Source organism: Parasphingorhabdus flavimaris (assembly GCF_013371215.1).
GTDB lineage: Bacteria > Pseudomonadota > Alphaproteobacteria > Sphingomonadales > Sphingomonadaceae > Parasphingorhabdus > Parasphingorhabdus flavimaris.
This window is the reverse complement of record NZ_JABWMH010000001.1, coordinates 420,899-444,634: the sequence shown is the minus strand read 5'-3', so window position 1 is coordinate 444,634 and position 23,736 is coordinate 420,899. Positions and strand designations below refer to the sequence as shown.

General features: G+C 58.0%; 21 protein-coding genes. 8 read left to right on the top strand and 13 right to left on the bottom strand.

What is annotated here, in order from left to right; translation table 11 throughout:
- Positions 1-43: 43 nt before the first annotated feature.
- Positions 44-1,546, bottom strand: coding sequence for a CoA-acylating methylmalonate-semialdehyde dehydrogenase (locus HUO14_RS02090; RefSeq protein WP_176278222.1), 1,503 nt, complete (start codon positions 1,544-1,546; stop codon positions 44-46).
- 108 nt (positions 1,547-1,654) lie between these two features.
- Here HUO14_RS02090 and HUO14_RS02085 point away from each other — a divergent pair, with 108 nt between their 5' ends.
- Positions 1,655-2,560, top strand: coding sequence for a DMT family transporter (locus HUO14_RS02085; protein WP_176278221.1), 906 nt, complete (start codon positions 1,655-1,657; stop codon positions 2,558-2,560).
- Positions 2,561-2,585: 25 nt separating this feature from the next.
- A complete protein-coding gene (locus HUO14_RS02080) occupies positions 2,586-4,325 on the top strand; it encodes an amidohydrolase (RefSeq protein WP_176278220.1) in 1,740 nt (579 codons plus the stop codon).
- Positions 4,326-4,482: 157 nt separating this feature from the next.
- Here the strand turns inward: HUO14_RS02080 and HUO14_RS02075 are convergent, their stop codons facing one another.
- The 3 genes from HUO14_RS02075 to HUO14_RS02065 all read right to left on the bottom strand — a co-directional run bounded on the left by HUO14_RS02075 (position 4,483) and on the right by HUO14_RS02065 (position 6,391).
- Positions 4,483-4,890: a response regulator gene (locus HUO14_RS02075; RefSeq protein WP_176278219.1), complete on the bottom strand. Its 408-nt coding sequence runs from the start codon at positions 4,888-4,890 to the stop codon at positions 4,483-4,485.
- A 195-nt stretch (positions 4,891-5,085) separates the two neighbouring features.
- On the bottom strand, positions 5,086-5,694 hold the full coding sequence (locus tag HUO14_RS02070) for an SDR family oxidoreductase (RefSeq protein WP_176278218.1): 609 nt from the start codon (positions 5,692-5,694) through the stop codon (positions 5,086-5,088).
- A gap of 22 nt (positions 5,695-5,716) precedes the next feature.
- On the bottom strand, positions 5,717-6,391 hold the full coding sequence (locus HUO14_RS02065; protein ID WP_176278217.1) for a type 1 glutamine amidotransferase domain-containing protein: 675 nt from the start codon (positions 6,389-6,391) through the stop codon (positions 5,717-5,719).
- 361 nt (positions 6,392-6,752) lie between these two features.
- Here HUO14_RS02065 and HUO14_RS02060 point away from each other — a divergent pair, with 361 nt between their 5' ends.
- Together HUO14_RS02060 and HUO14_RS02055 are read left to right on the top strand one after the other, a co-directional pair.
- A complete protein-coding gene (locus HUO14_RS02060) occupies positions 6,753-8,684 on the top strand; it encodes a putative bifunctional diguanylate cyclase/phosphodiesterase (protein WP_176278216.1) in 1,932 nt (643 codons plus the stop codon).
- 202 nt (positions 8,685-8,886) lie between these two features.
- Entirely contained in the window at positions 8,887-11,556 is a 2,670-nt protein-coding gene (locus tag HUO14_RS02055) for a putative bifunctional diguanylate cyclase/phosphodiesterase (protein ID WP_246255153.1), read from the top strand.
- A gap of 65 nt (positions 11,557-11,621) precedes the next feature.
- Here the strand turns inward: HUO14_RS02055 and HUO14_RS02050 are convergent, their stop codons facing one another.
- The 4 genes from HUO14_RS02050 to HUO14_RS02035 are packed head-to-tail and all read right to left on the bottom strand — an operon-like array spanning position 11,622 to position 13,693.
- Positions 11,622-12,086 carry a DUF411 domain-containing protein gene (locus HUO14_RS02050; RefSeq protein WP_176278215.1) on the bottom strand — a complete coding sequence of 155 codons (465 nt, stop codon included), beginning with the start codon at positions 12,084-12,086 and terminating at the stop codon, positions 11,622-11,624.
- Positions 12,087-12,137: 51 nt separating this feature from the next.
- Complete coding sequence (locus tag HUO14_RS02045; protein ID WP_176278214.1) at positions 12,138-12,413, bottom strand: metal-sensitive transcriptional regulator; 276 nt, start codon at positions 12,411-12,413, stop codon at positions 12,138-12,140.
- A gap of 21 nt (positions 12,414-12,434) precedes the next feature.
- Entirely contained in the window at positions 12,435-13,184 is a 750-nt protein-coding gene (locus HUO14_RS02040; RefSeq protein ID WP_176278213.1) for a MauE/DoxX family redox-associated membrane protein, read from the bottom strand.
- Complete coding sequence (locus tag HUO14_RS02035) at positions 13,181-13,693, bottom strand: DUF305 domain-containing protein (protein WP_176278212.1); 513 nt, start codon at positions 13,691-13,693, stop codon at positions 13,181-13,183. Before HUO14_RS02035 ends, HUO14_RS02040 begins: the two co-directional genes overlap by 4 nt.
- A gap of 173 nt (positions 13,694-13,866) precedes the next feature.
- Between HUO14_RS02035 and HUO14_RS02030 the strand changes: the two genes are divergently transcribed.
- From HUO14_RS02030 to HUO14_RS02020, 3 genes are all read left to right on the top strand, one after another.
- Positions 13,867-15,693, top strand: coding sequence for a copper resistance system multicopper oxidase (locus tag HUO14_RS02030; RefSeq protein ID WP_176278211.1), 1,827 nt, complete (start codon positions 13,867-13,869; stop codon positions 15,691-15,693).
- The gene (locus HUO14_RS02025) at positions 15,693-16,610 is read left to right on the top strand and encodes a copper resistance protein B (protein ID WP_176278210.1); all 918 of its coding nucleotides are present in this window, start codon (positions 15,693-15,695) and stop codon (positions 16,608-16,610) included. The genes HUO14_RS02030 and HUO14_RS02025 overlap by 1 nt, the downstream gene beginning before the upstream one ends.
- 107 nt (positions 16,611-16,717) lie before the next feature.
- On the top strand, positions 16,718-18,076 hold the full coding sequence (locus HUO14_RS02020) for an MBL fold metallo-hydrolase (RefSeq protein ID WP_176278209.1): 1,359 nt from the start codon (positions 16,718-16,720) through the stop codon (positions 18,074-18,076).
- Between the two features lie 101 nt (positions 18,077-18,177).
- Here HUO14_RS02020 and HUO14_RS02015 read toward each other — a convergent pair whose 3' ends face one another.
- Positions 18,178-18,507 (bottom strand): UrcA family protein, encoded by a 330-nt coding sequence (locus HUO14_RS02015; RefSeq protein ID WP_176278208.1) that lies wholly within the window; start codon positions 18,505-18,507, stop codon positions 18,178-18,180.
- Positions 18,508-18,814: 307 nt separating this feature from the next.
- Between HUO14_RS02015 and HUO14_RS02010 the strand changes: the two genes are divergently transcribed.
- Entirely contained in the window at positions 18,815-19,726 is a 912-nt protein-coding gene (locus HUO14_RS02010) for a LysR family transcriptional regulator (RefSeq protein ID WP_176278207.1), read from the top strand.
- Between the two features lie 62 nt (positions 19,727-19,788).
- Here HUO14_RS02010 and HUO14_RS02005 read toward each other — a convergent pair whose 3' ends face one another.
- The 4 genes from HUO14_RS02005 to HUO14_RS01990 all read right to left on the bottom strand — a co-directional run bounded on the left by HUO14_RS02005 (position 19,789) and on the right by HUO14_RS01990 (position 23,643).
- The gene (locus HUO14_RS02005; protein WP_176278206.1) at positions 19,789-20,214 is read right to left on the bottom strand and encodes a PaaI family thioesterase; all 426 of its coding nucleotides are present in this window, start codon (positions 20,212-20,214) and stop codon (positions 19,789-19,791) included.
- A gap of 130 nt (positions 20,215-20,344) precedes the next feature.
- Positions 20,345-21,919 (bottom strand): long-chain-fatty-acid--CoA ligase, encoded by a 1,575-nt coding sequence (locus HUO14_RS02000; protein ID WP_176278205.1) that lies wholly within the window; start codon positions 21,917-21,919, stop codon positions 20,345-20,347.
- A 244-nt stretch (positions 21,920-22,163) separates the two neighbouring features.
- Entirely contained in the window at positions 22,164-22,805 is a 642-nt protein-coding gene (locus HUO14_RS01995) for a DUF938 domain-containing protein (RefSeq protein WP_176278204.1), read from the bottom strand.
- 22 nt (positions 22,806-22,827) lie between these two features.
- Positions 22,828-23,643, bottom strand: a complete 816-nt coding sequence (locus tag HUO14_RS01990; protein WP_176278203.1) for an SDR family NAD(P)-dependent oxidoreductase — start codon at positions 23,641-23,643, stop codon at positions 22,828-22,830.
- Positions 23,644-23,736 lie beyond the last annotated feature (93 nt).

Below are 23,736 nucleotides of genomic sequence, written 5' to 3'. Positions count from 1 at the left end.
TTGTCCTGATTTGGAACTCTGGCCCGATCAGGTCTTGCCGGGATTATCCCATGGTCGGGATGACGAATGCATCCTTATTGCCGCCGTCCGCCGTGCCATCGGGCCAGCGCTGGGTGATCGTCTTGACCTTGGTCCAGAATTTCACGCCTTCCATGCCGTGCTGGTTGGTGTCGCCAAATGCCGAACGCTTCCAGCCGCCAAAGCTGTGATAGGCGACCGGCACCGGGATCGGAACGTTGATGCCGACCATGCCGACATTGACGCGACTGGCAAATTCGCGGGCCGCGTGACCGTTGCGGGTGAAGATCGCCACGCCATTGCCATATTGGTGCTGGCTCGGCAGCGCGAGCGCTTCCTCGAAATTCTTCGCGCGGACGATCTGCAGCACGGGGCCGAAAATCTCTTCCTTGTAGCTTTCCATGTCGGGAGTGACATGGTCGAACAGGGATGGTCCGATGAAGCAGCCGTCTTCATGGCCCTGCAGCGAGAAGCCGCGGCCGTCGACGACCAGCTCGGCGCCTTCGTCAACGCCCTTCTGAATCCAGCCTTCGACGCGAGCCTTTTGTGCCGGATTGACCATCGGGCCATAGTGCGCCTCCTCGTCGGTCGAGATGCCGACACGAAGCGCATCCATCGCCGGGATCATCTTTTCGCGCAGACGGTCTGCGGTTTCCTCGCCGACCGGAACGACAACCGGCAGCGCCATGCAGCGTTCGCCGGCCGAGCCGAAAGCAGCGCCGGACAGATCGTTCACGACCTGGTCGAGATCCGCATCCGGCAGGACGATACCGTGGTTTTTCGCGCCGCCCATGGCCTGGACCCGCTTGCCGGCCGCAACGCCGCGCTGGTAGACATAATGGGCGATATCGGAGGAACCGACGAAGCTGATTCCGCCGATCGCCGGATGATCAAGGATGGCATCAACCATTTCCTTGTCGCCGTGAAGGCATTGCAAAATACCCTCCGGCAGACCGGCTTCGATCATCAGTTCGCACAGCCGCACGGGCACGGACGGGTCGCGTTCGGACGGCTTGAGAATGAAGGCATTGCCGGTCGCGATCGCCGGGCCGAACATCCACATCGGGATCATCGCCGGGAAGTTGAACGGGGTGATGCCGGCGCCGATGCCGATCGGCTGGCGCATAGAGTAAACGTCGATGCCGGGGCCTGCGCCCTGGGTATATTCGCCCTTCAGGACATGCGGGATGCCGCAGCAGAATTCGATGACTTCGAGACCGCGCTGGATATCGCCCTTGGAATCGGCGATCACCTTGCCATGTTCAATCGACAGCAGATGCGCGAGCTCGTCCATATTGGCCTCGACCAGCTCCTTGAACTTGAACATCACCCGCGCGCGGCGCTGCGGGTTTGTTGCTGCCCAGGCCGGTTGCGCCGCCAGCGCCGCGTCGACCGCCTTGTCGAGCACAGCTGCATCGCCGAGATCCACCTTGCCCTGGATACCGCCATTATTGGGGTCGAAAATATCGCTCTGGCGGGCCGCCGTTGCGGTTCCTCCGGAAGCCAGGACATGGGTTACAGTACGCATTGAAAGACTCCTGATTGCATTTGCGCGCTATATGCTATTTACCGCGGCAATGCACAACAGCTGTTATCCTATCTTTTGTAACCGTATTTCATGAGCCAAGACCGAGCCATGGGGCAGAATCGACCGATGGCGGGCATCGTCACTCGACTGGGCGCGATGCTGTCGCTTGCCGTCATGTTCGCATTCGTCAAACTGGCGGGCGAGCAAGGCGTGCATGTCACCGAAAGCCTGTTCTACCGACAGCTGACCGCCATGCCGCTGATCTGCTTTCTGATCATGCGCAGCCAGCACGGCTGGCCCTCGATCGTCTCGAACAAACACAAGCTCCATATCCTGCGCTCCACTCTCGGCATATTTGCCATGGGCCTCAACTTCTGGGCGATGACACTGCTGCCGCTGGCCGATGCCACGACGATCAGTTTCACCGTGCCGATTTTCGCCACCCTGTTTGCCGCTATCTTCTTGCGCGAGAAAGTGGGTATCCGTCGCTGGACGGCGATCCTGATCGGCTTTGTCGGCGTGCTGATCGTGGTTCAGCCGGGCGGATCGCTGATCCCCGCATTTGGTGCAGCCGTCGCGCTTGGCGGCGCGCTGGTCACGGCGGCGGTAACCATGGTGATCCGCATGCTGGGTCGCACCGAAACCAGTGTCGTCACGATCTTCTGGTTCTCCGTCTACACCCTCCCCGCGCTGACCGTCTGCGCCTTCATCTATGGCGGCGGACATGATGCGAAGACCTGGGCCTATCTGCTCGGCATCGGTATCTTTGGCGCGCTCGGCCAGCTCGGCGTCACCCAGTCGCTGCGCTATGCGCCGGTATCGACGATCGTACCGATGGATTATACATCGCTGATCTGGGCGACTTTTTTCGGCATTGTTATCTTCGGCCAATTTCCCGGCCTTTCGATCTGGCTCGGCGCGCCGATCATCATCGGCTCAGGCCTGTTCATCGCCTGGCGCGAACATGTCCGGGCGAGCAAGCTGACGGTTGCCAAGGCAGAGCCGAGCGCATAGTCACTCCCGCAATAGGGAGAGAGACATGCTGAAATTCATATCGTCCATCGGGGCCGCGCTGACGCTGCTTATTGCAACCGGCGCGCAAGCCGAAGAGGGACCCGCGACGCTCCCCTATCCCGAAGTCACTATCTTCAAAGCCGCAAAAATCATCACGATGGAACCGGGTTTTCCGGAGGCCAGATATGTCGCCACCGCCGACGGAATCATCCTTGGCCTTGGTCAGACATTGGAAGAATTGGAAGCATGGACGAGGGATCGCACTGTCACCGTCGACCGGCAGTTTTCCAGGCAAATCCTGATGCCCGGCTTTGTCGAGCCGCATGTCCATCCGATGCAGACGATCATGATGCTGCCAATCCCGTTTATCAGCCCCGAGCCATGGGACCTGCCCGGCAAGACCTATCCGGCGGCGCGCGGCAAGGCACAATATGAGCAGCGGCTGCGCGAGGAAATGGCGAAGAGCGAAGACGCCCTGTTCATCACATGGGGCCATCACAAGCTGTTCCACGGCGACATGGACCGCGCCGCGCTCGACCGGATCGCGCCCGACCGGCCGGTGGTGATCTGGCAGCGCAGCTTCCACGAGATCATCGCCAACAGCAAGGCGCTGACCCTGCTCGGTATCGGCGAGGAGGCGGCCTTCACCGCCGCGTTCAGCAAGCCCAATATCGATCCCGGCCATGCCGATTATGCCAGCGGCATAATCCACGAAACCGCCTTGTTCAACGGCATCGAGATGCTGCGCCCCTATCTCTTCTCGCCGGCCAAGGTGCAGCAGGGCCTGGCCGACATGCGCCAGATGATGCTCGAAAATGGCGTCACCACGAGCGCCGATCTGGCGTTTGGCGGCTTTGGCGGACCGGAGATGGAGTCGGCTTTGTTCAAGAGCCTCTACGACCAGCCGACGACGCCATCGCGTATCCTCGCCATCCCCGTTGCACCTCTTGTGACCGGCGATCCCAATGTCTGGCTGAAGGACATGAAAGCCAAATATGACAGCCCCAAATTCTTCTTCTCCAACCGGATCAAGCTGTTCGCCGACGGCGCGTTTTTTGCCCAATATATGCAGATGAACCCGCCCGGTTACAGCGACGGTCACGAAGGCAAATGGCTGACCGAGCCGGAAGAACTGCTCAAGCAGACCGAGCGTTTCTGGGACGCCGGCTGGAACCTGCACACCCATGTCAACGGCGACAAGGGGCTTGATGTGGTGCTCGATATTACCCAGCAGCTCGCCGTCCGCAATGGCCAGAACATAATCATTGAGCATCTCGGCTATTCGACCGAGGCGCAGAACCGGCGGATCGGCGAGATGGGCCTCTATGTCTCAGCCCAGCCCAATTATATCCGCATCCTCGGCGATGCCTATGCGAAGACCGGCATGGGCCCCGACCGCGCCGCGCAGATGAGCCGGCTTGGCTCGCTCGAGCGCAAGGGCGTGCCACTCGGCCTGCACAGCGACTTCAACATGGCGCCGATCGATCCGCTCTATCTCGCCTGGGTGGCGAGCAACCGGATCACCCTCGACGGCAATGTCAAGGCGCCGAAGGAGCGGCTCTCGCTCGACAAGGCGCTGCGGGCAATCACTATCGAGGCGGCGCAGGTGATTGGGCTGGATGATATGGTCGGCAGCATCGCCACCGGCAAGAAAGCCGATTTCACCGTGCTGGACCGCGATCCCTATGTCGGCGGCGCGGCCAAGCTGCGCGAGGTCGAGGTCCGCGGCGTGGTGTTTGAAGGTATCTGGTTTCCGGCAGAATGACGCGCCAATAGAAAGAGACTCTTCTTGGCTGGTCGAGCAGCCTATCGCGATTTTGCCCGAAATGAACGAAAATTCGTCCAATTAGACGCCAATTTCGCCGCCTTTGGACGAGCCGGCCTCAAACAGGAATAAAGCGTTCAGACCGGAGTCGACCAGCTCAATTTGTCGGCTTTTTATCCTGCGTTTCTACTTTGCGCATCTGTTCGACGAGACATTGCACCAGCCGTTCCGGGCGCATCGACTTTTCGTAAACCGGTCCGATCTTGTCCAGGCCGATTGCCGAGGCCCGACTGGCATCACCGGTGTAGAACAGGCACGCGATCGACTGTTGCTGGAGATAGACGGCAACCGGCGACACGTCGCCGCCGCCGACATTCAGGTCTAATATGGCACCGTCAAGATCGTGAAACTCGGCGATACGGCTGGCGCTCAGACGATCCAATATGGGCCCGAAAACAATCGCACCGGAACGCTCCAGAGTTTCCTTGATATCCATTCCAAGAAACAATTCATCCTCAACCAGCAATATGCGCTTTTCCTTGAGGTCAGCAGAGGTTTCTAACAATTGTCATCCCGGAACTTTAGACGGCTGGATCACCATTGTGCCTAGAACGCGCGCGCATGATTTTGGTTGCAACCCAAAGACTGGTGCGGGGTGATCCTTGTTTGGCCGGGTAGCGTTGGCCACCGGCATGGGCAGCCCGCCGCAAATGCATGTTCGCGGCGGGCTTGATGATAGCTGGATTGCGTGACGGTCGGATCAAGCCGCCTCGAGAACCGACTGCATGAGCAGAGCCTTGCCGGTCCATTGGTCGTCTTCAATCGCGTTTGCCAGCACTGCGGCAACGTCGCCGCGCGCGGCCTTGGCTTCCGGATCAACCTCCTCGCCGAAGCGCATTTTGCGTTCACCGTCGTCGTCAGTCAGGGCGACCGGACGGACAATGGCGTAACTCAGGCCTGAGGCTTTCAGATGCTCGTCCGCTTCGTGCTTGGCCTGCAGATAATGGGCCAGATCGCTTTCGGGATCGGGATTGTCCGCGCCTGCGCTGCTCAGCATTACGAACCGCGAGACACCGGCGTCGGCGGCAAGGTCGATCAACCGCTTGGCACCATCTCGATCAACCTTGTCGGTCAATTCGGGACCGGTGGATCCGCCCGATCCGGCAGCGAAAACCACCGCCTCACAGCCGTCGCAGACCCCGCTCTGGAGGTCGGTCAGGTCGCCGTGGCGGATGGCGACATCTGCCGGCAGCGATCCGGTGTCCGAGGATTCACGGACCAGTGCGATTGGCGAATGGCCCTTGGCCTTGAGTTGCTCAACAAGCCGTAACCCGGTGTTGCCGGTTGCCCCGGCGATTAGAATATTCATGATAAACTCCGTCTATTTTGAATTAAAGCAGGCCCAGCAATTTGCGTGCGGCTTCAGCCGATGATGCCGGATTCTGGCCGGTGACGAGCTTGCCGTCGACCAGCACGAAAGACCCCCAATCCTCACCCTTGCTGTATTGGCCGCCATTGTTGATCAGCATGTCTTCAACCAGAAACGGCACCACGTCAGTCAGCCCGACGGCTTCCTCTTCCGTATTGGTGAAGCCGGTCACTTTCTTGCCGGACACCAGAGGCTCTCCGTCCGCATTCTTGGGATGCTTGAACACGGCCGGCGCGTGGCAGACTGCACCGATTGGTCGATCATTTGCAGCAAAGCTCTCGATCAAGGCGATACTATGCTCGTCTTCGGCGAGATCCCAGAGCGGGCCGTGACCGCCAGGATAGAATATCGCGTCATAGGCATCTGCCGAAACGGTCGAGAGAACCGCCGTATTGGCGAGTGCCTTCTGGGCGTCCTCGTCCGACTTGAAACGTCTTGTGTCGTCGGTCTGGGCATCGTCTGCATCGCTCGAAGGGTCCAGCGGGGGCTGGCCACCCTTGGGCGAAGCCAGCGTTATTTCAGCATCGGCGTCCTTGAATATATAATAAGGCGCAGCGAATTCCTCGAGCCAGAAACCGGTCTTTTTGCCAGTGTCGCCAAGTTGATCGTGCGATGTCAGTACCATTAGGATCTTCATTTTTCAGCCTCTGTTTGGGGGGATTATCTGTTCGTCCTCCCCTCAACGCACGGCGGCCCTATCGGTTGCCTGGACGGGGCGTTGCCTCAGAGAACCGGAATGAAAACTCGCCTGCGACAGAACCGACCGCCGGTACGGAACATTCTGTCCCGGAGGGGCAGAGACTGGCAGGGCTCAAGAATAGAACAAGTATCCTGTCGAAACGGCAATCAGATATCGCAAACATTAAAATATAGAGTGACGGGTTTTACACAATATTACATCAAGAAACACGTTTCTTTACAGCCCGTTGCTCTTTATTAATTATTCCGGTGTAGGCCCGTATTTTATCGTGCATCGTAAAAAAATCGGGATATGACAATTGCTTCGGCGCCTCATAAATTTTGCAGAATCGTCAGCCGGCTTCGATGCCCGTTCTTCTATCGCGCAAATTTATCGCCCGGTAATCAGAGGCTATTTCGGCGTCGCGGCAATCTACTATATTTTCATGACGCTAACCCACTTCCAGGAGTTTAGCGGGGCCGATCTGCTGAGCATGGTCTCTGCTTCGGTAACGGCCAGCCTGTTTACGCTTTTCGCATGGCACGCACTGCGCAAGCCTCTCCCGATCGGCAAGCTCGAGGCCCTGACCAGCGTCACCAATATGCTGATCATCATCAATGTACTGGTGGCGCTGCAGCTCGAATATGCAGAACCCAAGCTGATCTACTTCATGATGATGGCAATGATTTTCGCCTTTGCCTGCGTCAGCATGCGGCAGGCGCTGCTCTCGATTGCCGCGACGCTCGGCGGCCTGTTTTACCAACTTGCCCAGCATGAGTCGGACCAGCTTACGATCTACGGGTTCATTTCCTTCGCTGCAGCGCTCAGCGCGATTGCGATCACATTCTTTTTGCGGCGGGCGATCGGCCTGGCAGTTGCGGCCAAGCACGAGGCGGAACGCGAACTCAAACAGGCACAGAATCTTGGTGAGACCATGCGGCAAAGGTCGCTTTCGGACAGTCTGACGGGATTGCCCAACCGCCGGGCGTTTTTCGAGACCTATACAGAATATAAGAACGGCGGAGATCCATCCCACGCCGCCTGGTTGATTCTGCTTGATCTCGACGGCTTCAAGACAGTCAACGATGTTTACGGACATATTATGGGCGATGCATTGCTCAAGGAAGTCGCCGAGCGGTTGCGCAATTATTGCGGCACCAACGCCCATGTCAGCCGCATGGGCGGCGATGAGTTCAATATAATTCTTGCCACCAATGCCGGCGTCGATGCGGTCGAGGCCTGGTGTCAGAAACTGCTCCCGCAGATTGCGGAGATTTACCGGATAGATGACCGGCTTATCCAGGTGTCCGGTTCGATCGGCTGCACCGAGATTCTCGCCGACGAAACAGACACCCAGCTAATCCGCAACGCCGATTTCGCCCTGCTGCATGCCAAGCGCACCGGCAAGAACCGGGTGGTTGTCTTCTGCGACGAACATGCGAAAAATGCAGCGGAAAGCTATCGGATCGAGCAGGCACTGCGGGTGGCGGATTTCGACAAGGAAATCGAACTGGTGTTCCAGCCGCAATTTGATCTGGGCGAAAACAAGGTCGTTCGCGCAGAAGTCCTTGCCCGCTGGGACAGTCCCACTCTTGGTTCAACCGGGCCGGACCGGTTTATCAAGGTTGCCGAGGAAAGTGGTCTGATCGCCAATATCACTTTGACCGTGCTGCAAAAGACAATCACCACGCTCAAGAGCTGGGACCAGCGCTTCCCTCTCTCGATCAACCTGTCCGGCCATGATCTCATCGCCGATCAGGTTATCGATCAAATCATTGATTTGGTTCATAATAGCGGCCTCGATCCGACCCTGCTTGAATTCGAAGTCACCGAATCGGCGATGATGCCGGACGCTCAGAAAGCCGCCGACAACCTCGGTCGTCTCGCGGCGCTGGGTCATCCGATTGCGCTCGACGACTTTGGTACCGGCTATTCCAATTTCGGCTATTTGCGCACCCTGCCGATCAGCAAGCTCAAGGTGGATCGCTCCTTCATGGAGAATCTGACCGATCCGATGTCGGAGAAAATTCTCCATTCGCTGGCGGGAATGGCAAGAACACTGGATGTCGAATGCCTTCTCGAAGGGGTCGAGAATGAACTCGAACTGCTGATGGCAAAACGGGTGGGAGCCCAGTCCGTCCAGGGATATTATTTCGGAATACCGATGACCGCAGAAGAGCTGTTCGAATATATCGAAGAACCCGATATGTGGCACGAACAGCCCCAACGTTCGGTAGCATTCGGGCAATGACTCCCGCAGGCCAGAGATATCCGGTCGCAGCCCCCGCGGCGGAGCCAAATCGACGCCCCGCCACTGACCTACGATGTCAGCATTTCTGGCATAAAATACAGCAAATTCCAGAAGTTGCGGCAATTTTTCAGCTATCGTCATATTCATATCAAACCGGTAAATTGGTAAGAAGATTTAAACCCTTGGACGCCACAGTCCGCCGATGAATTTACCCCGTAACATAGCCAATATCGACAGCGCGTCGGTAGAACCGATCGGCTGGTCGGATCTGGGACTTTCCGCCAGACCGCAGCATGACGACATCGCGGATCGGATAACCCTTGATTTGCGCGTCTTGTGTGGCTTCTGGCCGATGGTCCTGATCGTCAAATTGGCAGCATTGCTATTTTACAATCTGGCCGAGACCGATGGGCTGATGACAATGAGCTCGACGGCGGTCGCTCTGGCCTGTGTCACGGTTTTGACGGATCTGAGTGTCTGGATTTTGGCAAAAGTGAAGTGGTTCGGCAGGCTGCCATCGCATTGGCAGTTGAGATTGATGCTGTTTGTGGCCTGCCTATCTGCGATATCCTTCGCCGGCACCCTGATGGCGGCGGCCCATATCGCAAGTTCACCGCTGCTCGCTGCTTATTGCGTCGTCTATCAGTGCCTCACCACCATGATTGTAACGATCATCGCCGGCAAGCAAAGGATCGTCGCGCTCGCATTCAGTTCCGGCGTGGCCATTACGCTCTTTCCATTGCTGCCATTCGCCGCCTTCGCCGTCGCACTGTCGCTGTTCGTGCTTGCCACTTTTTTTGCGACCTTGCAGCATATCCGTCACGACCATGACGAATATTTGCGGGTCGAAAGGAAAAGGGGCGACGAGAAACGGGCCAAATTGCTGCTTTCGGAATATGAAAATGCGTCGCTGGGCTGGTTCTGGGAGACCGACAGACATGGCAGGATCGTCTATATTTCCAACACAATCCGGAAACTTGCCGGCAATACGTTCGAGGATTTGATGGGCCTCCCGATCACGCAGCTGATCGCGCCTTATGAAGAAGATTCCATCTCACCCAGCGGCGAGAGAACGCTGGGTTTCCACCTGTCGAGCCGCTCAGCCTTCAAGGAAATTTCGGTTCGATCCGTGATCTTCCAGGAGGAGCGATGGTGGTCCATTTCCGGCAATCCGATATTTACAGCCAATGGGCAGTTTCTGGGATTTCGCGGAAGCGGTACGGATTTGACGGCGATGCGCCAGTCGCAGGAAAAAGTGCGGCAGCTGGCGCAGTTCGATTCCCTGACCGGGCTGTCGAACCGTCCCCAGATGCTGGGTATATTGGAAAAAACCCTGGTCAGCCCGACCGGGACAACCCGTCCCACGGCGCTGTTCCTGCTCGACCTCGACCGGTTCAAGTCGGTTAATGACACACTCGGTCACCCGGCCGGAGACGCATTGCTCAAACAGGTCAGCAAAAGACTGTTGGGGATCGTTGGTTCTGCGGGTCAGGCCGGACGGCAGGGTGGTGACGAATTCACGGTTCTATTCCCCGGAATCTACGATCGGGAACGGCTTTCGTCGATTGCAGAGAAAGTAATCTCCTCGATTTCGCGCCCCTATATGATCGATGATGTCCAGGTAACCATTGGAGTTTCTATCGGGATCGCGATCGCGCCGGAGCACGGCATCACCAGCGAGTCGCTGATCCGTAACGCCGACCTTGCGCTTTACGCGGCCAAGGAAGCGGGTCGCGGGGTCCACAGTTTCTATGACAAATCGATGCATGCCGATGCCGAAGACCGGCGCAATCTGGAAATGGACCTGAGAAAGGCTCTGGCCGAAAACCAGCTGCATCTGGTTTATCAACCGCAAGTCTCGACCGTAGACGAAGAAATTTCCGGCTATGAGGCATTGGTGCGTTGGGAACATCCCGTTCGCGGCAGCATATCACCAGCGACATTCATTCCGATTGCCGAAGAAGCCGGGCTCATTTCGCACATTGGCGAATGGGTATTGCGGACCGCGTGTTCAGAGGTTTCCAGCTGGCCGCAAAATGTCAAAATCGCGGTCAATGTGTCGCCGACACAATTTGCAAATCCCGGATTTCCTTCGATCGTCGTGAACGCGCTGGCGACTTCGCGGCTCGCCGCAAACCGGCTGGAGCTGGAAATTACCGAGAGCGTTTTCCTGATCGAAGGCGACGAAACCGACAGGATGTTCTCGCGGCTGAAGTCGATCGGCGTGCGCCTGTCGCTGGATGATTTCGGCACGGGATATTCCTCGCTCAGCTATTTGAAGAAGGCACCGTTCGACAAGATCAAAATCGACCAGAGCTTTGTCCGCGGGGCCGCAATGCCGGACACACGAAACGCCGCGATCATCAAATCGATCGTTTCGCTGGCCGAGGCACTGGATATGGAAACCATTGCGGAGGGCGCAGAGACACATGATGAACTGGATCTCATCAAGACGCTCGGCTGCTCCCACGTCCAGGGCTATATTTACAGCAAACCCCTGGTCGCGAAAGAGGCCGTCGCCCTGTTACACAATGAATTCGGAACAATCACTCCTTCGGGCATGAACAAGACCCGTATGCCCCGTCGCAAAATGCTGCGTTCGATTGTCGTGATCCATGACGATCACCGCTATACGGTCCAGATCAGAAATATCGGTGTTCGGGGCGCGATGCTGGTCGGCCTTTGGCACGTACCGGAAGGGACCGAATTGACCATCGAACTATCCCCCGATTATCGATTCAAAGCCGTTGCCCGCTGGTCACATGATGATCGAACCGGTGTCCATTTTGACAGGGATATCGACCTGGACAATCTCGTCCACTCCAAAAACCCGGAAATGCAGCGCAGGGTCGGGTCCACCAGAGCAGCCTGAACGCCATTGCAGCGGAGACAGATCATTCATACGCGCTTGTGATCCGTCGCTTCTGCTGATCGCGGTCAGTTATAGCTGGCAAAGACGCGCTGGCCCTTGGGACCGAATGCGATCACCTGATAGGGCTCTGTCAAATCCTGATGCTCCATTCCCGGCGAACCCACCGGCATCCCCGGAACGGCGAGTCCGATCACGTCGGTCGGTTTATCGCGCAGCAATTTGCGGATGGCTTCGGCCGGGACATGGCCCTCGATGACATAGCCTTCGACGATCATCGTATGGCACCCGCGCAGTTGGCCGGGAACACCGTGCAAATCCTTGACCATCTGCATATCTGCGCTTTCGGCAATCACCTCGGCATCAAGGCCTTCGGCTGCATGATCCGCCCATTTCAGACAGCATCCGCAACCGGCATCACGATACATGGTATAGCTGGCCGCCTGCGCTGCGGCCGAACAGGCTGCCAGTGACACCAGCAACAGCCCTGCGGCGCTGGTTTCCTTCATCGATTTGGCAATGGCTCCGATCATCACTTTTCCTTTCAAATGGCCGTCCGCTGCAAAAGCAGCAGAACGGATCGATCACCGTTTCACTTTTTCAAAAAGGTCGATCAGTTCTTCAAATTTCTCTTTCTGCTCGTCCGCGCTTCCCGTGGCGATCGCCTCGCTTACGCAACAGGCTGCATGGTCTTTCAATATCTGGCTCTCAACTTTGGCAAAGGCGGACTTAACCGCCTGCATCTGGTGCAATATGTCGATGCAATAGCGGTCTTCCTCGACCATTTTCGCGATACCGCGCACCTGTCCCTCGATGCGCTTCAGCCGGTTCAGTTTCGCGCTGATCGTCTCTTTTGTCATGGTCCATTCCTCTTGCCGGAATCAGGCAGCAAATAGCTTGTAGCTCATCCACAGCGCCATGCCGATCATGAAAATATTCTCGGTGAGCGAGATGAAGCCGAGCGGCACATTGCTGTCGCCGCCGACGCAAGCGCATTTCAGCTCGCGCTTCTGGATATAGACGGCGTAGAAGACCGAGACCGCGCCGATCGTGCCGATGAACAACGCCACCGGAATAGCCAGCCATAGCGCCACGCCGGCGATCATCAGCACGCCGGCCAGAGCCTCGCCGAACGGGTAGAGATAGGAATAGCGCACCCAGCGCATCGCGAGCAGGTCATAGTTGAGGAACATGGTCGAGAAACTCTCGATATCCCGCAATTTCAGATAGGCGAGACCGCACATCGAGAAAGCGACAAACCATTCAACGGTCAGGATCGAGAACCAGGCGCCGGTCGCTACAAATGCTGCGGCGAGTGCCATCAGGAAGGTCATCGTGAACAGGGCTATGACCGGCTGGTAGCTGGTGTCGCTGCGCTCTTCCTTCGGCTTGTACTTGCCGAGGGCGACCCGCAGCTGATCATAGCCGCCGATACGCTCGCCATCGATGAAGGTCTGCGGCGTGGTGGCCACATCATGTTCGGCCTTGAACGCGTCGGTTTCCGCGCGCGTGGTCAGATGATGATCCTCGACGGTGAAGCCCTGCCGTTCCAGCAGATATTTCGATTTCAGCCCATAAGGACAGATATGCTGCTCCATCACCATGCGATATAATTTTGCTGTCTTGTTCATATTTCACCCTCAAAATCCGGCACCGGCCGCGCGATCGCTTCGGCCTCGGTCGTCGCCTTGCCATTTGCCTCGATATCGCGGATCAGCCATTGCATTTCCCTGATTTCGCGGCGCTGGGCCCTGATGATATTGTCGGCCAGATCGCGCACGCGCCTGTCTTCAATATGGGCGCGCTCGCTAGTCAGGATGGCGATACTGTGATGCGGGATCATCGCATTCTGCCACGCCAGGTCGGAGATCGTGTCCTGCGAGCGGACGAGATAGAGCGAGCCGGCAAAGAGAGCCGCGGCACCGCCCAGGATCAGCGCATTTTTGCGCTTGTCGTCATACATGCCGAGCATGAACAGCAGCATGACGATGGCCATCGCGCCGCCCATATAGAGCGCCATCCAGCTCCGCGTTTCGCTGAACCGGACATGATCCAGCGCGTAGGTGTTGAGATACATGAGTCCAAACATCACCAGCGTCGAGGTGGCGATCATCACGATAAATCTGGTATATTTCGACATCGTCCGCGCACTCCTTTCCTTCTTGCACAAGCCGCTATTGCAATGACGCATGAACCGCCGCGTTGTTCCGCAAGGGCTTGTGCTTCACCCTGTTGCGAGGCCGCACTCCGCCCCGATATTTCCGCTGCCATCAACACTTGTCATATACCTATAGGGGGTATATAGAATTTCCCATGACAAAAAGCAATCTCCCCCTTACCCGCCGCCGGATGATCAGCAGTCTGGCCGCGCTCTCCGGCGCTGCCGCCCTTCCCATGCCCGCCTGGGCCACGGGCAATATGGGCCGCCATGGCGGGGCTGCCGTGGGCAAGGGCATACACGAGCTTTCCGGCGCGAAAATCGATCTGCATATTGCCGATGGCAGTTTTGCCACCGGCGGACGGTCGGGCCATGCGATTGCGGTCAACGGCACGGTGCCGGGGCCGCTGATCCGGCTGAATGAGGGCGAGGATGTGACCTTGTCGGTGCACAATATGCTGGATGTCGACAGCTCGGTGCACTGGCATGGCCTGTTGCTGCCGTTCCAGTTTGACGGCGTACCGGGAATCAGCTTTCCCGGAATCAAGCCCGGCGCACGATTTGATGTGCCGCTGACCCCGCGCCAGTCGGGCACCTACTGGTGGCACAGCCATAGCGGGTTGCAGGAACAGGTCGGCCATTACGGGCCGCTGATCATCGATCCTGCGGGTCCCGACCCGGTGAAATATGACCGCGAGCATGTCATATTGCTGAGCGAATTCACGCCGATGCACCCGCATGCGATCATGAAGAAGCTGAAGGTGGCCGAGGGCTATTTCAGCATGCAGAAGACCAGCGCGAGCGACGACTATCCATTGAGTGCGGAACAGCGGCGGATGTGGGGGCGGATGCGGATGATGCCGACAGATATCGCCGATGTTTCTGCGCCGACTTACACTTATCTGATCAACGGTCACGGGCCGGAGGACGGGCTGGAGCTGCCCTATCGCCCGGGCGAGCGGGTCCGGCTGCGGATCATCAATGGCAGCGCGATGACCTTCTTCAACGTGCGTTTGCCGGGTCTGCCAATGACGGTGGTGCAGGCGGATGGCGAGAATGTGCAGCCGGTCGCGGTCGACGAGTTGCAGATCGGGGTGGCCGAAACCTACGACGTGATCGTCACGCCGAACGAAGCGGGTGCCTTTGCCATCGCAGCGGAAAGCATGGACCGCAGTGGCATGGCGCAGGCTTCGCTGACCTCTCAGCCGGGGCGCAAGGCCGCCTTCCCTGCCCTGCGCGATCCGCCTTTGCTGTCGATGGTTGATATGGGTCATGGGGGCATGGATCATGGTGGCGGTGGTACTGAGCCAGCCGAGCCGATGGACCACAGCAAGATGGATCATGCGGCCATGGGACACGCGATGCCCGCCGACACCCCTGCTGGCGGCCATGACATGACAGCGATGGATATGAGCGGTGGCATGGATATGCGCGATACATCGCTGCTCCCGGCCAGCGTCAAGACTGGCCCCGGCATCGACATGGTGGCAATGAACCCGCAGGACCGTACCGGCTATCCGGGTCTCGGCCTCGATGATGTGCCGCACCGGGTGCTCAACTATCGCCTGCTGAAATCGCTCGAGATGGACCATCACAAGCGCGCGCCGGACCGCGAGATGGAACTGCATCTGACCGGCAATATGGAGCGCTATATGTGGTCGTTCGACGGCAAGAAGTTCAGCGCGGTCGGCGATGAACCGATCCGCTTCGGCCATAACGAGCGGGTTCGGGTGAAGCTGGTCAACGACACGATGATGGCGCATCCGATCCATCTGCACGGCATGTTTTTCGAACTGGTCAACGGCCAGGGCCATCACCAGCCGAAAAAGCATACGGTGATCGTCCAGCCGGGCAGCAGCGCGACCTTTGACGTGACCACCGACGAGCCGGGCGACTGGGCCTTCCACTGCCACCTGCTCTACCATATGCACGCCGGAATGATGCAGACGGTCAGCGTCGCTTTTCCTGAGGGACCGGCGTGATGCGGCTGTTATCCGCGAGTTTTGCGGCGATGATCGTCGCTACACCGGCCTTGGCGCAAGATCACAGCCAGATGGACAACAGCGCGCACCAGATGCCTGCTGCGCCGGAAGCGGAGCCGGAAGTCGACCATAGCAAGATGGACCATGGCGCGATGGGCCATTTCCGGCCTGCGGTCGACCCGGTATCGCTACCGAATAGCACAAGCGGACCGCCCAATGCGGCCGACGCTGTCTGGGGAGCCGAGGCGATGCGCGCGTCACGGGAAGCGCTCTACCGGGACCATGGCAATATGCAGATATTCTGGTTCCAGGGTGACCGGCTGGAATATCGCGCGCGCGCGGGCGACGACGGCTATCTCTGGGATGTGCAGGGCTATTATGGCGGCGACATCAATAAATTCTGGTTCAAGAGCGAGGGCGAAGGCAGCTTCGGCGAGCCAATCGAGCAGGCCGAAATACAGGCGCTTTACAGCCGCGCCATCGCGCCCTTTTTCGACCTGCAGGCCGGTGTTCGGCAGGACCTGACCGGCCCGGAACGCACCCATGCGGTGATCGGCATCCAGGGCCTGATGCCCTATATGTTCGAAGTCGATGCCGCGGCGTTCCTGTCCAGCAAGGGCGACCTGACCGCGCGGGTCGAGGCCGAATATGACCAGCGGATCACCCAGCGCCTGATCCTGCAACCGCGCGCCGAGGTCAACCTCTCGGCTCAGGAGATTCCCGAACTGGATATCGGATCGGGAATCGACAATATCGAACTTGGCCTCCGGCTCCGTTACGAGATCGTGCCGGAATTCGCGCCCTATGTCGGGATCGAGCAGGAATGGAAACTGGGCGGCAGCCGCGACTTTGCGCGACTGGCTGGCGAGGATCCGAGCGTTACCAATTATGTGATCGGGATGCGTTTCTGGTTTTGATCAGGTGGCGGAGCGGATGATTTGGTAGCAAATACATTGCTGCCGGCCACATTTCGACGGAACCCGAGCCAGGTTTCCGTGTAATTTGATCGACGCAAGGAGGAAATATGCTGCTCAGGAAAATCAAGACGCCCGGACTGTCCCATCTCTCCTATCTGGTCGGTTCAGGCGGCAAGGCCGCGGTCATCGATCCGAGACGGGACTGTGACATCTATCTCGAGACCGCGCGCGCCGAAGGTATGGAGATAAGCCATATTTTCGAGACCCATCGCAACGAGGATCTGGTATCTGGCGCGCCCATTCTTGCAAGCATGACGGAGGCCGAGGTCTTTCACGGACCCAATGCAGGGGGAGACGTCGTCTATGCGGCAACCACCCGTGAGGGAGACCGTTTCGAAATCGGGCAGCTCGCTATCGAGGTCATCGAAACCCCAGGCCACACAGATGATCATGTCGCGTTTGCGCTTTATGACACGGAATATCCGGACGGCGCTGTCGGCGTGTTTACGGGCGATGCCCTGTTCGTAGGCGATGTCGGCCGCACCGATTTCTATCCTGATCGCAAACGGGAAGTGGCCGGACTATTGTTCGATTCGTTGCGGAAAATATTGGCGCTTGGCGATCAGACGATCATCTATCCCGCCCATGGTGCTGGATCGGTGTGCGGATCGGGAATGGCGGAACGGGAATTCTCTACGGTCGGGCACGAACGGAAAAACAATCCCCGGCTGCAAATCGAAAGCCGCGAAGAATTTATCGACACCAAGGTCAATGAGAACCATTATCAACCGCCTTATTTCCGGCTGATGGAAAGGCTCAATCTGGAAGGCGGCGATCCCGCACCACGGGTACTGAAGCCCAGAATGTTGAGCCTGTCCGAACTCGACGACTGTTCCGCCACCCACTGGATCGATGTGCGCGAGCCGATGGCTTATGCTTCGGGTCATTTCCCCGGTTCGATGAACCTGCCGGTTGGCATGATACCGGCCTTTGCCGGATGGTTCGTCGGCGAGGAAGACAGCATTTTGCTGATCGCCTCCGACGAAAGCCAGCTTGCCGCGGCTACCGAGCATCTCGTCCGGATCGCGCTAGACAATATCCTTGGGGGCTATAGCGGCGTCGTTCCGGCGGCGGCAGCAGGGAAAAGCATGGAGCAAATCCCGATGATCGAGACCGGAAAGGTCAGGAAGCGCCTAGAAGAGGGTCGCGGCAACTGGACCCTGCTCGATGTGCGCGATGCCGATGAGCGCAGCGAAGTCTCGATCGATGGCTCTCAACATATCTATGTCGGCGAACTGAACGACCGGTGGCAAGAGCTCGACAAGGCGCGTCATTATACATTGATGTGCGCCAGCGGCATGCGCGCGACCGTGGCCGCAGGCTGGCTGGCCAGTCGCGGATTCGGGAAGCTCGATATCTATCTTGGGTCTATGGGCGCCTGGAAGGCCTCTCAGGGAGAGAATTAGGAAATGTTATCGGCAGCCAGGCCCTTTCCGCCAGAGACGGAAAGGGCCTGCTTCACCATTTAGCCGAGCGCAAAAATAATAGCTAAGGTACGCAGCAGTTATTATGGACGGGCGTCAGCCAGTTTCGTGCCAGCATGGGCGCTGAAACTGCTCATCTCAACGCTGTCGATGGCCGCCAGCCACTGTGCTTCGATCGCATCGCTGCACTTGGACAGAGTGTGGTGCGGAATCAATGCCGAGTAGTTGCCGCTGCGGCAGTAAGAGCGCGCTTTTCTCTCAAGGCGCGCCATCATCCGCTCCCGGCTGCTTTCGCTCTGCAGTTCCTGGGTGGCGAATTCAAACGACGCCTTTTCCTCTGCGGACACCGCAGGAGCGGTGACGATGGCTGACGCTGCGAGAGCGATGATGGTGGTTTTTTTGATGATGTTCATAGTGCAATTCCCTTCTGAATTTGTGCGTTGCAGCATTATCGATCCGCATAAAAAGCACCATCGCAGCCTGCACACGGGCCGTTGCATTCTTTGCAGTTCTACAATTTTACTTGTATATTCAGACAGTTGAGGAGATCGCCCAAGATTGAAAAAATCGGACGTCAAGGCTTTTTCAAGAAATTGGTGCATTGCAGCATAAAATCGACTAGTGTCGCGACACAGCGCCGAACTGATCCGGATTCACCCCTTCAAGGGATCGGGTCCCTGATGAAGGATCATGCTGTCGTAACGTGTATCAGGAGTAACAATGCGCAGGCTTCCCCCGACCGGTGCCCTCGAAGCTTTTCTAGCCACAGCACGGAGCGGCACGCTCCGCGCCGCTGCGGCTGATCTGAATCTTTCCCCGTCGGCATTGAGCCGCCGCATCCAGAATCTGGAAACCTATGTCGGCCAGCCGCTTTTCGAACGGCGCCATCATGAGTTTCAGCTCACCCCGACCGGGGAGCGTCTGCTGGTCGGTACCGAGCCTGTGTTCGAGAAGCTCGGGCTGCTTCTGGAAGAATTGCGCGAGGAAAAACAATTCAAGATCACCGTGGGCGTGCCCCCGTCCTTCGCAACCGCCTGGCTGATGCCGCGAATACAGCATTTCAGAACGGAACATCCCGAAGTCGAGCTGACACTCGACAGCTCCGGCTCACCTATGGCGAAACTGGGCATGAGCCTTGATGCCATCATCCTGTTTGCCAACAAGAACGAGCATCAGATTGAAATGCACGAGCTGCGCCCGCAGCGTGCCTTCGCGATCACCGCACCGGGTCTGGTCGACACGCGCTCCGGACTAAAACGCGCCTTGCTGGAACAGCCGCTTCTGATCCACCGGGCCTTGCCGGAGATTTTGCCCAACTGGCTGAAGACGGTCGGTTTCGATACGCTGCCTTCCAGCAAGATCGAATATTATGACAATGGCCCGTTGCTTGTTTCAGCGGCACAAAACGGTCTGGGGATAGCTCTGGTGCTCGAAGACATGGTCAATTTCAAATCCGGAACATCCGGACTGGTTCGCCCCTTCGGCGAAAGCGCCGAGACTCCTTACAGCTATTTTCTCGCGATCAAAAATGCATCGGGCAGCAGGCGTGCGATCCGCTGGTTTGGCGATTGGCTCCTGAACGAAGCCGCCAGCGATCCGCGAAACCTGATGCGGTCAACGGAATTCGTCTGATCCACGGCGATTCCCTCCATGCCGAGATTGCCGTGCCGTAGATTGGATATCTCCAGAATGGCTCAGCCGGCGGGCGCGCGGGATATTTTGCTGACCGTGCTGGCGGTCGCCGTCAAAATACCATCCTCGTTGTAAACATGGCCTTCCATGAAGACGATTTTATAGCCTTGCTTGATCGCCCAGCCTTCAACCCGCAACTTTCCAGCCCGGGTTGGTTCCAGATATGAGGTCTTTATTTCCAGCGAGGACAGGCCGACAATATCGGGATCGTGCAAGAACATCGCGTGGCTCATGGCTGCATCGAGCATGGCGGTAACGAAGCCGCCCTGGACGATGTCTATCGAATGGCAATAGTCTGTCCCGATATCGAATTCGAACGTACAGGCGCATTTCTCAGTATCGACATCGACCAGCTTCCCGCCCATCAAGCGGATGAACTTGGGGCTGTGTTGATTACTCTCTGCTATTATTTGTTCTTTGTTTTTCATAAATATATTCCGCGCCGGTCGTTTCTGACGACGCTCCATTGTCCTGAATAAGATTGAATCATGACGTCGATCGGCCAAGAGCGTTCGCCCGAAGCCGGCATTGGTTGCCGCCCAGCTTGCAGGCGCCTCCTCAGTTCACTCCGCGATCATTGCCTTCCCAATAAGGCGCGCGCAATTCCCGGCGCAATATCTTGCCCGAGGCATTTCTCGGCAAGTCGGCGATCACGTCGACCGTTTTGGGGACCTTGAAGCCCGCGATGCGTTCTTTGGCCCAGGCAATGATGCTGTCGGTGTCGATCTCGGTGACGCCCGGCTTGGGCGAAACGACCGCCTTGACCGCTTCGCCCCATTTGGCATCGGGGATGCCGATGACCGCGACTTCGTTGACCTGCGGGTGGCCGAAAATCGCATTCTCGACTTCCGCCGGATAGACATTCTCGCCGCCCGAGATGATCATGTCCTTGACCCGGTCCTTGATGTAGAAATAGCCGTCCTCGTCCATCACTGCCGCATCGCCGGTATAGAGCCAGCCGTCGGCGTCGACCGTCTCGGCGGTCTTCTCCGGATTATCGTAATAATGCAGCATGTTGAGGCCGGATCGCGTGGCGATTTCGCCGATCGTTCCGGGCGGGACTTCCTGCCGTTTTTCGTCGACGATCTTCAATTCGACGCCGGGCAAGGGAATGCCGATGCCGCGCATCCGTTCATTGCCATTCGGATCGTGATCCTCCGGCGGCAATATGCAGACGGTGCCGGTGGTTTCGGTCATGCCATATTGCTGGCAGAACAAAGCCTGCGGCATGGTCTGGATACATTGGCGCAGCAGCTCCAGCGGGATCGGCGCGGCGCCGTAGGTGACCGCGCGGACGCTGGAAAAGTCGGTATCCTTGGCACGCGGCCAGTTGACGAGCATCTGCAGCGCGGTCGGCACGAGGAAAAACTGGTTCAGCCCCTTGTCGATGCAATCGAGCACATGATCGGGATGGAATTCGGGAATCACCATCATCGTCGCACCGTTGTAAAAGGCAATCGGACCGATACCGGAACCGGCGATATGGGCACAGGGCATGACCGCCAGCGTACTGTCGCCCGGCTTCAGGTTGGTCCAGGCAAATTCCGGCCTGTCCTCGATCAGCGGCCGCAGCTGGAACAGATTGTTGCTGGTCAGCACAGCGCCCTTGGGATTGCCGGTGGTGCCGGAGGTGTAAAGTTGCAGCACGCCTTCGGCAGGATCGCATTCGGGTAGATCACCGGGCGTTGTACTGGCGACAAAATCGGCGAGGTCCGGCAGATCGGTGCCGGTCTTGGTGCAGATAATGGTCCTGGTGTCCGGTGCTTCTTCCACGGCCTTTTTGGCGGTTTCGGCAAATTCCGGTTCGCAGATCAGCAGCGGCGCCCGCGTGTCTTTCAATACATAGGCAACTTCCGGCGCGGCGAGACGCCAGCCGATCGGCGCGATCACCATACCGGCGCGAGTGGCAGCGGCGAACAGAGTGAAATAGAGACCGCTATTCTTGCCCAGCCAGCAGATGCGATCACCCCTGGAAAGGCCTGCGCCGGAAAAGGCCTGGGCATATTCGGTGACCCGCTTGTCCAGTTCGGCATAGCTGACCAAACCGTCCGGATCGTCAATCGCGATATTGTCCGGCGTCTCCGCAGCCCAATGGGCGATGGAAGACCCCATGCAGTGCCGTGTCTCTGTCATTAGCCCGCTCCTATATGTTTATCACGCCCTGTTAATCGCGCGATTAAGGCATGGCAAGGGGGATGGTTCGGAGAAGGATTTTAAGCCCCTCCTCTTTAGAGGAGGGGTTGGGGTGGGGGTGGTGGCGATGCGCAAGCATCGCTCGCTTCAGTGAATGGCGGCCAGCCGGCAATCAGGCAAAAGACCAGAGAGCGTTTCTCCGCGGAGAGAAACCACCCCAACCCCTCCTTTGAAAAGGAGAGGCTTAGGCCTGTTTCCTATAAATCAAAGAAATATTGTTGGCTGGCATCTCGATCAGGCTCTCGCGAACGAAGCCGTTGCGTGCCGCCAGCGCATCCATATCCTCAACATTGCGCAGTCCCCATCGCAGGTCGCGGCTTTTGAGGCTCCGCTCGAAGTCGAGATTGCCTTGTGCGGTTTCCACATCTTTTCGCAAATAGGGACCGTAGAGATATAGCGGGGCGCCCGGTTCAAGCAGCTTGCCGGCCTTGTCCATCAGGCCGATGCTGGATTCCCACGGGCTGATGTGAACCATGTTGATGCACAGAATCGCCGCCGGTTGCGGCACATCCCACTCGGGCGCCTGCGCGTCGAGCTGCTTGGGCGGCAGAATATTGGCCATGGCTTCGCGCTTTGTCCACGCGGCGATCGACTGGCAACATTCGGGATCGGGGTCGCTGGGCTGAAAGATAAGGTCGGCAAATTGCTGGCCGAAATAAACGGCATGTTCCCCGGTCCCGCTGGCGATTTCCAGGATGGTCCCGGTATCCGGCAGGATATCGCGCAATATCTCCACGATTGCATCGCGGTTGCGCATAGTTGCCGGAGCGTGGCGTTGCTCGGCAGATGAAGCCTCGTCGACGAGCCAGGGTTTCGAATCAGCCATCATAATCACCTGTATCTTGTCGTTATTTGCCGAACGGAACCGCGTCGTAATCGGCCTTCACGGCGGCATAGCGCATATCGATTCCGACAGCGAACTCCGGATGGGAGAAAATATACAGCCGCTTGGTTTCGACACAAGTCGCCGCCCATTCGCCAAGATCGGCGGGATCGATACCGCCCTCGATGACCTTGGTCATTTCCTTGAATCGCGGATCTGCTTCGTCGCCTCCCCCGGTCGGCTTGTTGAAGCCGCTGCGATGGATATTGGTCTTGACCCATGCCGGGCAGAGCACACTGACGCCGATATCGGCGGGAGCCAGTTCCTGCTGCATCGCTTCGGAATAGCCAACAACCGCAAATTTCGTCGCGTGATAGGGGGCCATGCCGGGACCGGCAATATGTCCTGCCAGCGATGCGGTATTGATGAAATGGCCACCCTCGCCGTGGCTCTTGATCAGCGGCGTGAATATTTCGACGCCGTGCACCACGCCCATCAGGTTGATGTCGACAATCCAGCGCCAGTCTTTCAAATCGATCTCGCCGGTCATCCCGCCCAGCGCGACGCCTGCATTATTGACGACGATATGGACTTTTCCGAATCGGTCGATAGTCGCCTGTGCCGCTGCGCGCATTTGCGCTTCGTCCGCGACATTGCAGACCACGGTGGCCACGTCGGCGCCTTCGGCACGAAGCGTTTCTGCGGCGACGTCGAGGGCGGACTGGTCGATATCCGCGAGCATCAGCTGCGCTCCGCGCTTGGCAAAAGCCCGGGCGATCCCCAGCCCGATTCCCGCTGCTCCGCCGGTAATGAAGGCTACAGTGCTGCTGTCGATTTTCATATTATCATGCTTTCTGAAGAATAATGGCGAGCGCAAATTTGCTGGCTTATTGCCGACGATGGAACGGGAATGCCAGCATTATGGCCGGAATCT

What these genes read in the sequence shown, in the direction of transcription:
- HUO14_RS02090 (WP_176278222.1), bottom strand. Translation starts at nt 1,546, where the DNA reads ATGCGTACTGTAACCCATGTCCTGGCTTCCGGAGGAACCGCAACGGCG.
- HUO14_RS02085 (WP_176278221.1), top strand. Translation starts at nt 1,655, where the DNA reads ATGGGGCAGAATCGACCGATGGCGGGCATCGTCACTCGACTGGGCGCG.
- HUO14_RS02080 (WP_176278220.1), top strand. Translation starts at nt 2,586, where the DNA reads ATGCTGAAATTCATATCGTCCATCGGGGCCGCGCTGACGCTGCTTATT.
- HUO14_RS02070 (WP_176278218.1), bottom strand. Translation starts at nt 5,694, where the DNA reads ATGAATATTCTAATCGCCGGGGCAACCGGCAACACCGGGTTACGGCTT.
- HUO14_RS02065 (WP_176278217.1), bottom strand. Translation starts at nt 6,391, where the DNA reads ATGAAGATCCTAATGGTACTGACATCGCACGATCAACTTGGCGACACT.
- HUO14_RS02055 (WP_246255153.1), top strand. Translation starts at nt 8,887, where the DNA reads ATGAATTTACCCCGTAACATAGCCAATATCGACAGCGCGTCGGTAGAA.
- HUO14_RS02050 (WP_176278215.1), bottom strand. Translation starts at nt 12,086, where the DNA reads ATGATCGGAGCCATTGCCAAATCGATGAAGGAAACCAGCGCCGCAGGG.
- HUO14_RS02045 (WP_176278214.1), bottom strand. Translation starts at nt 12,413, where the DNA reads ATGACAAAAGAGACGATCAGCGCGAAACTGAACCGGCTGAAGCGCATC.
- HUO14_RS02040 (WP_176278213.1), bottom strand. Translation starts at nt 13,184, where the DNA reads ATGAACAAGACAGCAAAATTATATCGCATGGTGATGGAGCAGCATATC.
- HUO14_RS02035 (WP_176278212.1), bottom strand. Translation starts at nt 13,693, where the DNA reads ATGTCGAAATATACCAGATTTATCGTGATGATCGCCACCTCGACGCTG.
- HUO14_RS02030 (WP_176278211.1), top strand. Translation starts at nt 13,867, where the DNA reads ATGACAAAAAGCAATCTCCCCCTTACCCGCCGCCGGATGATCAGCAGT.
- HUO14_RS02025 (WP_176278210.1), top strand. Translation starts at nt 15,693, where the DNA reads ATGCGGCTGTTATCCGCGAGTTTTGCGGCGATGATCGTCGCTACACCG.
- HUO14_RS02020 (WP_176278209.1), top strand. Translation starts at nt 16,718, where the DNA reads ATGCTGCTCAGGAAAATCAAGACGCCCGGACTGTCCCATCTCTCCTAT.
- HUO14_RS02015 (WP_176278208.1), bottom strand. Translation starts at nt 18,507, where the DNA reads ATGAACATCATCAAAAAAACCACCATCATCGCTCTCGCAGCGTCAGCC.
- HUO14_RS02010 (WP_176278207.1), top strand. Translation starts at nt 18,815, where the DNA reads ATGCGCAGGCTTCCCCCGACCGGTGCCCTCGAAGCTTTTCTAGCCACA.
- HUO14_RS02005 (WP_176278206.1), bottom strand. Translation starts at nt 20,214, where the DNA reads ATGAAAAACAAAGAACAAATAATAGCAGAGAGTAATCAACACAGCCCC.
- HUO14_RS02000 (WP_176278205.1), bottom strand. Translation starts at nt 21,919, where the DNA reads ATGACAGAGACACGGCACTGCATGGGGTCTTCCATCGCCCATTGGGCT.
- HUO14_RS01995 (WP_176278204.1), bottom strand. Translation starts at nt 22,805, where the DNA reads ATGGCTGATTCGAAACCCTGGCTCGTCGACGAGGCTTCATCTGCCGAG.
- HUO14_RS01990 (WP_176278203.1), bottom strand. Translation starts at nt 23,643, where the DNA reads ATGAAAATCGACAGCAGCACTGTAGCCTTCATTACCGGCGGAGCAGCG.